Annotated in this window: 11 protein-coding genes; 1 reads left to right on the top strand and 10 read right to left on the bottom strand. The window is 44.2% G+C overall.

Annotation, left to right across the window (positions count from 1 at the left end; all coding sequences use genetic code 11):
* Positions 1 to 119: 119 nt before the first annotated feature.
* The 10 genes from PVE40_RS08405 to PVE40_RS08360 all read right to left on the bottom strand — a co-directional run bounded on the left by PVE40_RS08405 (position 120) and on the right by PVE40_RS08360 (position 9,213).
* Positions 120 to 386: a type B 50S ribosomal protein L31 gene (locus PVE40_RS08405; RefSeq protein WP_274731453.1), complete on the bottom strand. Its 267-nt coding sequence runs from the start codon at positions 384 to 386 to the stop codon at positions 120 to 122.
* A gap of 171 nt (positions 387 to 557) precedes the next feature.
* Positions 558 to 923 (bottom strand): DUF6568 family protein, encoded by a 366-nt coding sequence (locus PVE40_RS08400; RefSeq protein WP_274731452.1) that lies wholly within the window; start codon positions 921 to 923, stop codon positions 558 to 560.
* A 40-nt stretch (positions 924 to 963) separates the two neighbouring features.
* Positions 964 to 2,223, bottom strand: coding sequence for a transcription termination factor Rho (gene rho / locus PVE40_RS08395; RefSeq protein ID WP_274731451.1), 1,260 nt, complete (start codon positions 2,221 to 2,223; stop codon positions 964 to 966).
* A 42-nt stretch (positions 2,224 to 2,265) separates the two neighbouring features.
* On the bottom strand, positions 2,266 to 3,537 hold the full coding sequence (locus tag PVE40_RS08390; RefSeq protein WP_274731450.1) for a UDP-N-acetylglucosamine 1-carboxyvinyltransferase: 1,272 nt from the start codon (positions 3,535 to 3,537) through the stop codon (positions 2,266 to 2,268).
* Between the two features lie 76 nt (positions 3,538 to 3,613).
* Positions 3,614 to 4,429, bottom strand: coding sequence for an AAC(3) family N-acetyltransferase (locus PVE40_RS08385; RefSeq protein WP_274731449.1), 816 nt, complete (start codon positions 4,427 to 4,429; stop codon positions 3,614 to 3,616).
* Between the two features lie 58 nt (positions 4,430 to 4,487).
* Positions 4,488 to 5,345: a class II fructose-1,6-bisphosphate aldolase gene (gene fba, locus PVE40_RS08380; protein ID WP_274731448.1), complete on the bottom strand. Its 858-nt coding sequence runs from the start codon at positions 5,343 to 5,345 to the stop codon at positions 4,488 to 4,490.
* 107 nt (positions 5,346 to 5,452) lie between these two features.
* On the bottom strand, positions 5,453 to 7,051 hold the full coding sequence (locus PVE40_RS08375) for a CTP synthase (RefSeq protein ID WP_274731447.1): 1,599 nt from the start codon (positions 7,049 to 7,051) through the stop codon (positions 5,453 to 5,455).
* Between the two features lie 156 nt (positions 7,052 to 7,207).
* Entirely contained in the window at positions 7,208 to 7,816 is a 609-nt protein-coding gene (gene rpoE, locus PVE40_RS08370; RefSeq protein ID WP_274731446.1) for a DNA-directed RNA polymerase subunit delta, read from the bottom strand.
* Between the two features lie 45 nt (positions 7,817 to 7,861).
* The gene (locus PVE40_RS08365) at positions 7,862 to 8,293 is read right to left on the bottom strand and encodes a YwiB family protein (protein ID WP_274731445.1); all 432 of its coding nucleotides are present in this window, start codon (positions 8,291 to 8,293) and stop codon (positions 7,862 to 7,864) included.
* Positions 8,294 to 8,358: 65 nt separating this feature from the next.
* Positions 8,359 to 9,213, bottom strand: a complete 855-nt coding sequence (locus PVE40_RS08360) for an MBL fold metallo-hydrolase (RefSeq protein WP_274731444.1) — start codon at positions 9,211 to 9,213, stop codon at positions 8,359 to 8,361.
* A 129-nt stretch (positions 9,214 to 9,342) separates the two neighbouring features.
* Between PVE40_RS08360 and PVE40_RS08355 the strand changes: the two genes are divergently transcribed.
* Complete coding sequence (locus PVE40_RS08355; protein ID WP_274731443.1) at positions 9,343 to 10,188, top strand: lipoate--protein ligase family protein; 846 nt, start codon at positions 9,343 to 9,345, stop codon at positions 10,186 to 10,188.

The following is a 10,188-nucleotide window of genomic DNA, read 5'->3' as shown; positions in this document are numbered from 1 at the left end:
CAGCTAACAGTTCCTACTGCCAAGCCTGTAGTGGACTTTCACCACCAAGTTATCGCCCATGCTGGGCGCACAACAAAAAAATCCAGTCTCTAGAGAGACCGGATTTTTTATTGGATCTATTATTCTGCTGACTCTTCTTCTGTAGAGAAGCCATATTTCTTGTTGAAACGACCAACGCGTCCTTCTGATTGTGCAAATTTTTGACGACCAGTGTAGAACGGATGTGAATCAGAAGAAACTTCCATACGAATCAATGGGTAGGTGTTGCCATCTTCCCATTCAACTGTTTCGCTGGAGCCTTTTGTTGAACCAGATAAGAATTTGAATCCTGTTGTAGTGTCCATGAAGACAACTTGTTGGTATTTTGGATGGATTTCTTGTTTCATTCTTTTTCTCTCCTTTTTGCCCTGATATATTTCCTAGACCAGAGTTAGTGACTGCTGCAATAAACTATATTTTGGGCATAAGCCCACAACATTGAAATAATACCATGCATAAAAGCGAATTGCAACTAATTTTTGGGGATAAAAAGAGCTTCCTTCTCAGGAAGCTCCCTTTTATTTAACAAGCAATTCTGTCAATAATTCTTCAGAAGCACCGCTATCAATATTTAAGTTCGTGAAGTTGCCTTCACCGTCAATGCTTACTACTTGTGGAACCAATGGAACTTCCATTTTGTTACGTAGCGATTTAATCGCTGGGTTCGTTTCGGTTTCTAAGCTGTTCAAATAATGAATCGTTAGATTGTTTTGTTCACGAACACGGTCCAATTTCGGTACGAATTTTTGGCAGAATGGGCATACGGGCTTGCCGATATAAAGGATCGTCTCTTCTCCATTAGCAAGTCTTCCTTCTACCTCTTCGGCAGTCAATTCAACAAAATTACTTACGGTTTCTTGATATTGTTGTTGTTTCTCATTCATACTGCATTCCTCCTTTACTTCTCTATCTTATCATGAGTTCTTATTTCATTAAAGAAATGCGGTTGATCAGTTCTTCGTTATTCTCGGTGGTGCGCATTTGTTTGAGGAATTCTTCTGTATATTCCAGCGCATCCCCGCGCATGGTTTTACGCAGTTTCCAGATGTTTTCCATTTCTTTCGAAGTTAAGAGTACTTCTTCTCGGCGTGTGCCTGACTTCTTCATGTCGATCGCAGGGAAAACTCTTCTCTCTGCTAGTTCGCGGGAAAGAACGAGTTCTGCGTTCCCGGTTCCTTTGAATTCTTCATAAATGACATCGTCCATCCGGCTTCCCGTGTCTACCAATGCCGTTGCCAAAATAGTCAAACTACCGCCTTCTTCGATATTCCGGGCTGCCCCGAAGAATCGTTTTGGCCGATAAAACGCAGCTGGATCAATCCCGCCGCTCAAGGTTCTACCACTCGGCGGAATCGCCAAGTTGTAAGCCCGAGCTAATCGAGTAATACTGTCCATCAAAATAACTACGTCTCGCTTATCTTCAACCAAGCGCATCGCCCGTTCCAGCACTAATTCCGTAACTCGAACGTGGTTGGTCGGTTGTTGATCGAACGTTGAGTAGACCACGTCGCCTTTGACGCTGCGTTCGATGTCCGTCACTTCTTCTGGACGTTCGTCAATCAAGAGCATAATCAATTCGACATCTGGATAGTTGGTGGTAATTCCGTTGGCAATGCTTTTCAGCAAGGAAGTCTTCCCGGCTTTAGGTGGTGCCACGATCAATCCACGTTGCCCGAATCCAATCGGAGCCACCAAATCAATCATTCGGTTGGAAAGATTGTCTTTTGTGGTCTCGATGGTCATTTTCTTATCCGGATAGATGGCTGTCAGCCCTGGAAAATGGGGACGTTCTTTTGCATCTTCTGGATCTTTCCCGTTGACTGTATTTACTTGCATCAAGCCGTAGTAACGCTCGGAGGGTTTTGGTGGACGTGCTTTCCCGCCAACCTTATCCCCATTCCGTAAGTCAAAACGTCGAATTTGCGAAGAGGAGATATAAATATCTTCCTGACTTGCCGAATAGTTGATTGGCCGCAGGAAACCATACCCTTCTTGAGAGAAAATATCTAGAACTCCTTCTGTCATGAAGAAGCCTTGCTTTTCTTCTTGGGCTCGAATCACTGCGTGGGCCAATTCTTTTTTAGTCATTTGGCTGTAGTACGGGATTTTGTATTCTTTTGCATATGTATAGAGATCTTTTAATGTTTTTTGTTCTAATTCCTGAAGCGTCAACATGTCTTCCATTATAAGCTACCCACCTTCCTTTTCCGTTCACTATTTTTCAATCTATTCGTCTTCCTCTACCATCTTGATGTCGGCACCAAGTGCGGTTAATTTCTCCACAATGCCGTCATAACCACGCAAAATATTTTCCACGCCTGAAATGGTCGTTGTGCCTTTTGCCATTAATCCAGCAATCACTAAGCAAGCTCCTGCCCGCAAATCGCTGGCTGTTACTTCTACACCTGTTAATTCGTTTGGTCCATTTAAGAAGATGATGTCACTTTCTACCTTAATCGTTGCACCCATCCGTCTCAACTCAGGAATATGGTTGACTCGTTTCGGGTAAATGGTATCAATGATGGTACCATCTCCTTGCGCCTTGAGCAATAACGGGGTCATTGGTTGTTGCAGGTCCGTTGCGAACCCCGGATAAGGTAGCGTCTTAATATGGACCATCTTCAAGTTGTCCGACTTCCGGACCAGAATGCTGTCTTCGCCGATTTCCATATCAACGCCCATTTCTTCCATCTTCGCAACCAAGCCTTCGATATGCTCCACAATCACATTTTTCACCAATACTTCTTCACCGGCTGCGGCTGCTGCAGATAAATACGTACCGGCTTCAATACGGTCTGGAATAACCGTATGGCGGCAACCATGTAAACGACTTACGCCGTCAATCCGAATAATATCCGTACCCGCTCCGCGAATTTTTGCGCCCATGTTATTCAATAATGTACAAACATCAATAATTTCTGGTTCTTTGGCCGCATTCTCGATAACGGTTCTGCCTTTTGCCTTTACGGCTGCCAAAATGGTGTTGATGGTGGCCCCGATGGAAACAACGTCTAAGTAAATTCGGTCTCCAACTAAGCCTTCTTCCGGTGCCGTTAAATAAATGGCGCCTAATTCGTTCTGCACGCTTGCTCCCAGTGCTTCAAATCCTTTAATATGTTGGTCGATTGGACGCGGGCCTAAGTAACAGCCGCCTGGTAAGCCAATGACTCCTTTACCAAACTTAGATAAAACAGCCCCCATAAAATAATAGGACGCACGTAAATTTTTAATTTTACCCGTAGGCATGGGAATGGATACCATATTAGAAGGGTCAATCGTCAATATACCGGCTGCGGCATCAAAGTTGACATCGACATGGAAGTCTTGGAGGATTTCGATTAAGGAATGAACGTCTTGGATATTAGGAATCCCTTCGAGGGTTACAGTTGAGTCTGCCAAGATTGAAGCAGGGATTAATGCAACGGTACTGTTCTTCGCCCCACTGATCGTAACTTCACCCCTCAACGGCTTGCTCCCGTTGATGATAATCTTTTTCATGAAATAGCCCTCTCTTTAGCAAATGATCTAGGTCATCGTGATTAATACTATTCTAACAAAATAATACGGATAATTGCTATTTTTTCACTGTATCTTCTTTATTTCCTTCTTCACGGAAAAAATGACGTTGGTCTTCTCGTAATGGTTCGTTATCGGAAAAGAGGTCGGGATAGGCTTCCAGCATTTCGGTTAGTACCTCCGTTAAACGGACGGTGTCACAAATTCGAACCTCTGCTTCCCCTAGTTTGCCAAGCCACATAGCACCTGTCTCTTGCAATACCTCATCCACTTTCCAAAAATGTTCGGACCAGGATGTCGGTGTATGTCTTCTGGATGGAACACTGATTCTCGTTCCGTCAGGGCGAACCACATACAGCTCTTCCTGCGTATCGGTGATCCGGCCAGGAATATCAACCCATTCTTCAATCCCATGAATGAAGGTATTCCGACGCAAATCAACCCCAACTAAGAGGATTTTTGCTTCTCGGTCGAGCAGTTTCCCCCAAGCAGAACCCCGCGCACACGGTGTATCAAACTGCTCAGCGCCTTCTACAAAGGTCGCTGCATCTTTCCCAAAAGCCGCAACCGAATGGGTGGGATGGTAGGAACGATACACGCCTTCTCGCTGACGGAATAATTCGGTCAAAATACCCACGTTTGTGGGGGATGATGCTACATGGAATTCAGGATTCTTCGCATGAATATACGCCCATGTATGGGTGGGAAGTACTAATAAACCATCCGCGAAATATTCCATCAAATAATCCAGAACAGCTTCTGGACCCCCTTCTATCGGCCCCATGCTCTTGTATGAAGAGTGGATTAATACGGTTTCATTTCCGCTGAGGCCCATATCGGCTAGTTGTGTGAATAAAACAGACTTTTGATCCATCGTTATCCTCCTAATAGTGTAAAACACCGAAGCGAAAGCTCCGGTGTTTTTCGTTTTATTATGCTTTTTGGCTAGAACCGAAAACTTGCATTCTGTCTTTAACTAGTTTTACGATTGCAGCTTTACCAGGCCCGATAATTTTACGTGGGTCGTATTCTTTTGAGTCAGTTGCTAGCTTGTCGCGAACCGCTTCTGTCCAAACTTGTTGGCATTCTGTGTTCACGTTGATCTTGCAGTGACCGTACTCGATTGCTTTTTCGATTTGATGTTGTGGAATTCCTGATCCACCGTGAAGTACAAGCGGTGTTTTAGTTAGGTCAGAAATTTCTTTCATTTCGTCAAAGCCAAGTTTTGGTTCGCCGGAGTAAGGTCCGTGTACAGAACCTAATGCAGCAGCAAGAGCATCAATCTTCGCTTCTTGTACCATGCGCAAGCATTCTTGTGGGTTTGCGTATTGGATTCCGCCAGTAACGCCGTCTTCTGTTCCGCCTACAGTTCCAACTTCAGCCTCTACAGAAGCACCTTTTGAATGTGCGTATTCTACTACTTGTTTCGTCATTTCGATGTTTTCGTCGATTGTGTAATGAGAGTAGTCGATCATAACAGATGAGAAACCTGCATCGATTGCTTCTTTACATTTGTCAAAGTTTGAACCGTGATCTAAGTGTAGTGCCACTGGAACAGTGATATCCATGGTTTCAAGCAATGCGCTTACCATTGATGCTACAACTAGAGAACCACCCATATATTTTGCAGCACCTTCAGATACTCCCAAAATGACTGGAGAATTTTCTTCTTGTGCAGCTTGCAATACTGCTTGTGACCACTCTAAGTTGTTGATGTTGAATTGACCTACAGCATATTTACCTTCTAAAGCTTTATTTAACATTTCGGTCATGCTTACTAAACGACTCATGCCTTTGCCTCCTAGGTATTTCTTATTATAAAAATTTGAACCATCTGTATTTATTTTAACAAACTTTGAACCGCTTTACTACTTTATTTGTCTGGATTTCGTAATTGTTATCGTTCACAAGTTGCCGCTTTGACGAAACCGGCGAATAATGGATGCGGTCTCTGTGGTCGAGAAAGGAATTCAGGATGATACTGGCTCGCAATAAAGTAAGGATGGCTTGGAATTTCAATTAATTCTACCAAGCGCTGATCTGGTGACACGCCGGAGAAAACCAATCCGTTTTCTTCCAGAATCGTGCGGTATGCATTATTGAATTCATACCGGTGACGGTGGCGCTCTTCAATCATCTCTGCTTGATACAAAGAAGCGGCTAATGTTCCGGTTTTCAGCTCACATGGATAGAGACCCAGTCGCAACGTGCCACCCAAGTCCATCTCCTCTTCTTGATCAGGCAACAAACTAATAATCGGATGTGGAGTTGCTTCATTCATCTCCGTGGAGTCCGCACCCATTAAGCCCGCTACATTCCTTGCGAATTCAATGGCTGCCACTTGCATACCGAGACAGATTCCTAAGAAGGGAACTTGATTTTCCCTCGCATACTGGATGGCAATCATCTTGCCTGCAATGCCTCGGTTCCCAAACCCGCCTGGAACCAGAATGCCGCCCACACCTTGAAGTCTTTCTGCTACATTTTCCTGGGTCAGTTCTTCCGACTGTACCCAGTCGATTTGAACGGTACAATTTTCTTGATACCCCGCATGCTTCAAAGCTTCCACTACCGACAGATACGCATCGGGCAGAACCACATACTTCCCAACGATTGCAATGCGGACGGTATTTTCTAAATGTTTCACCTTCTCAATCAACCCTTGCCAGTTCGTCAAGTCAGCCGGCGGAGCTGTTAGGTGTAATTGCTTTACTATAATGTCGTCCATCTGCTGGTCTTTCAGCTGCAAGGGAATTTCGTAGATGGAAGTGACATCTTGATTTTCAATAATGGCTTCTTTTGGTACATCACAAAAAAGGGCGAGCTTTTCTTTCATTGAATCGGGCACTGGTTTCTCTGTGCGCAATACTAGAATATTCGGCTGAATTCCAATGCTGCGCAGTTCTTTGACACTGTGCTGGGTTGGTTTCGTTTTTAATTCTTCCGCTGCCTTTAAGTACGGAATCAAGGTTACATGGATATAGAGGACATTTTGAGAACCGACGTCATTTTTCAATTGGCGCAGCGCTTCAAGAAAAGGGAGTGACTCAATGTCGCCCACTGTTCCGCCCACTTCAGTGATTACAATGTCGGCTCCGGTCGTTTCACCGGCACGCAGGATTTTCTCCTTAATCATGTCCGTGATGTGGGGGATGACTTGAACGGTTTTCCCGAGATAGTCGCCTTTTCTTTCTTTTTGGATAACTTCTGCATAAATCTTCCCGGTCGTAACGTTCGAGTATTGGTTCAAGCGTCCGTCAATCATGCGCTCATAATGGCCCAGATCTAAGTCTGTTTCTGCCCCGTCATCGGTTACGAAAACTTCTCCATGCTGGTAAGGACTCATCGTTCCTGGGTCGACATTGATGTAAGGATCAAACTTCTGGATGGTAACGGACAATCCCCGTTCCTTCAAAAGTTTGCCAATTGATGCTGCAACGATTCCTTTCCCGATTGATGAAACGACGCCGCCTGTTACAAAAATATATTTTGTCATGTCCATTCCCCTTTTCCTATTTAGGGGGTTAAAAAATGAAAAAACCCCATTCCAATAACGGAATGGGGGGTTGTATTCATCTCGTAAACTCCTAACCCTGCGATTGGGAGCCCAATAAAATCATACTTTTCTCAAAGCCATACGTCAACAAAAAAATTAAATTTCTTCGTCTTCTTCTTCAACTTCTTCATCTTCGAAATCATCTTCAATCAAGGTTAGATCTTCTTCGATACTTTCTGGAACATCTTCCAAGTCTTCATCCAAATCAGGATCCAAAGTATCATCTAGGTCTTCAGCAAGATCTTCGTCATCACTTAAATCATCGCTTTCCACTTCTAGATCTTCTTCTTCATCCTCATCTGCCTCAAACGTATCTTCAGGATCATCGTCATTGTAGTCGATCACATCATCATCTTCTGAAGTAGCAAAAGCGTTCAGTTTCTTACGTTTTTTGCGGTGTACTTTCACTTCTTCTTCATCAATAGAAGAAAGAATTTCCTCGTCAATCGAGTCGATTGGATACCAAGAACGCAGCCCCCAACGATTTTCTCCTAGCGAGATGAAGCTGCCATCGATATTCAGATTCGTATAGAAACGGATCATTTTCGATTCTAGTTCTGCTTCCGACATGCCTAAATATTCTTGTACACGAACCAAGAGTTCATTGAACTCCATTACATCGCTTGTTTCTTCCAAAATTGCGTGTGCCACTTCGATCATCGACAATTCGTTTTTGTTTGTACCTTCTAAATCGGTTAACTTCAACGGTGCCACGTCCTTTCAAAAACTTCACTCTTAATCATACAATATTTAGGTCGTAAATTGCAATGACATTCCATAATTTCCTAGAGTTTGTTCGTCATTCCCTAAAGAATAGTTCAGCCTCACATTGCCAGAAAACGGTTTTTCTTTGTAATCTTGTAATAAACGCACCGTAGTGGTCTCTAATTCCAACTTTCCAACTGGCGTCGGGATCAAGGCACTGCCTTTTTCATTCGTATCAAACGTCATACGAGAAAGTAATTCTTCACCCGTGCGACGGATGATGGTCACTTTTCCTTTGCGGGAAAGTTTAATGGTTACTTTATTTTCCGTATGCTCTTCTTGATAACGAAGGTAAAGCCATTCCCCGAGCTGAGTCATTTGCCCTTTCCCTTCATAAAGGAAGATTTCTTGTTCGCCATCTTGTTCAACTGTTGTTTCCAACCGATAAGCGATGACTGTACTTTTATCAACGGACAACTCGCCACCCCTTTATTTCTATCTGTTTCTACCTTAGTATAACTTCTTTTAAGGAACAGGGTCAATCACGAATCTCGATAATCCTCTTCCTTCACATACTTGCCGTGACTCGGAACGCCCAACTTGTCGAAGTTTTCAACCAGCTTCGTCAGTCCTTTGGTCAACTCTTCACCGATTACAGGCAACCCATGACCAGCTAGAACTACCTGCGGGCGCAGCGCCGCCAGCTTCTCGACCGATTCCCTTGCTGCCTGCCAATCAGTAGTTAAATAACGCGGCGGTCCACTTATTTCCATTTTTTGAGTGAGAACGCGGTAGAGGTCTTCTTGGCGCACGGTCACAAATGCGTCCGCAGAAAGGAGCAGCTGATCACGTTCTCGGAACAAGGCAACTTGACCAACCGTATGTCCAGGCACATGAATCCACTTGAATTCTGGCAAAAAAGGAACCGATCCATCCATCGGCAACGCTTGTACATGATCCTCTAAGTCAATGGGTTCAATCGGAAACAGAGGTGACATTTTCGCAACCATCCCACCTTGTACGGTGAAATCGGGTTTTGGGTACGCTTCTTTTCCTGTCACATAAGGCAATTCTTTTTCGTGAATATAAACAGGGACATCCCAGTGTTCGACCAGTTCAATGACGGATCCGACATGGTCAAAGTGTCCATGCGTCAAGATAATGGCAGAAGGCTCGCTGTCTTCGCCAAAGCGTTCGGCCGCTGCCTCGATGATGGCTCCCGCCCGGCCAGGCGTTCCTGCATCTACAATCACGAAACCATCTTGCTTTGGTTCACCAATAAAGGCTAGATTTGCAATTTGTGTCGTATACAAATGGACATCCGGTACTACTTGGATTCCTTTTCCACTTTGTTTACTTGTTGCGGGTAACATTTTGTAGTCACTACCATATTTCATCTCCATCTCTCCTTTTCCACTGCAGAGGGTCGATACATTTCTGTCTCCATTGTAGCGAATCTCGTATCGAAACAAAAGAAGTTTGCTATAATGGAGAAAATGAATGAAAAGCAAATGGGGAGCAGATTTATGAACGATTTTTTAAGACAATCCACTTATTATGTATATGACCGGCTACCGGACTCGCTCCAGAGTGACTCCTTAGCGCCATTCGCTTTGGGAGATGCCTTATTAAGGCAAGTTAATCAAGACGGCAGCCCCTCGATTCTTCATTTTTGGCCGATGGACGAGATGGTTATTCTCGGCATGATGGATACAAAATTACCGTACCTGCTTGCTGGTATTACGTATGTAGAGGAGTCCGGCTATGACGTTCGTATCCGTCCGGCTGGGGGACTGGCCGTAGTAGCTGACAGCGGCATTTTAAACTTTTCGCTTATCCTGAAAGAACCAGAAGAAGAGAAATTATCGATTGATGACGGGTATGAGATGATGGTGAACCTGATTCGCCAAACCTTTGCCCCTTACGGGAAGAACATAGAGGCCTATGAGATTCCTGATTCGTATTGCCCGGGGAAATTTGATTTAAGTATCGATGGGAAGAAATTTGCCGGCATCGCCCAACGACGCTTCAAAAAGGGAATCGGCATCATGATTTACTTGAGTGTAGAAGGCAATCAGTCAAAACGCGGCGAGCTTATCAAGAACTTCTATCGAAATGGCTTGCAAGGAGCCGAAACGAAATGGCATTATCCTGATGTGAACCCGGATTCAATGGCAAATCTCAGTGACTTATTGGGTGTACCCCTTACCGTTTCAGAGGTACAAGAAATGATTGTGGCTGCATTGGCAGCTGGTGAAAATCAAATCATGGAACCTGATTGGACCGATGCGTTTCATCTGGAATATCAAGAGGCGCACGATAAGATGGAAAAAAGGAATCAACAAATTCTAGAACAGCGTACCCGGAGGTGA

This window comes from Jeotgalibaca caeni, assembly GCF_028863945.1.
GTDB classification, from domain to species: Bacteria; Bacillota; Bacilli; order Lactobacillales; family Aerococcaceae; genus Jeotgalibaca; species Jeotgalibaca caeni.
Note: the sequence above shows the minus strand (reverse complement) of the source record. Positions and strands in the feature narration are given on the sequence as shown.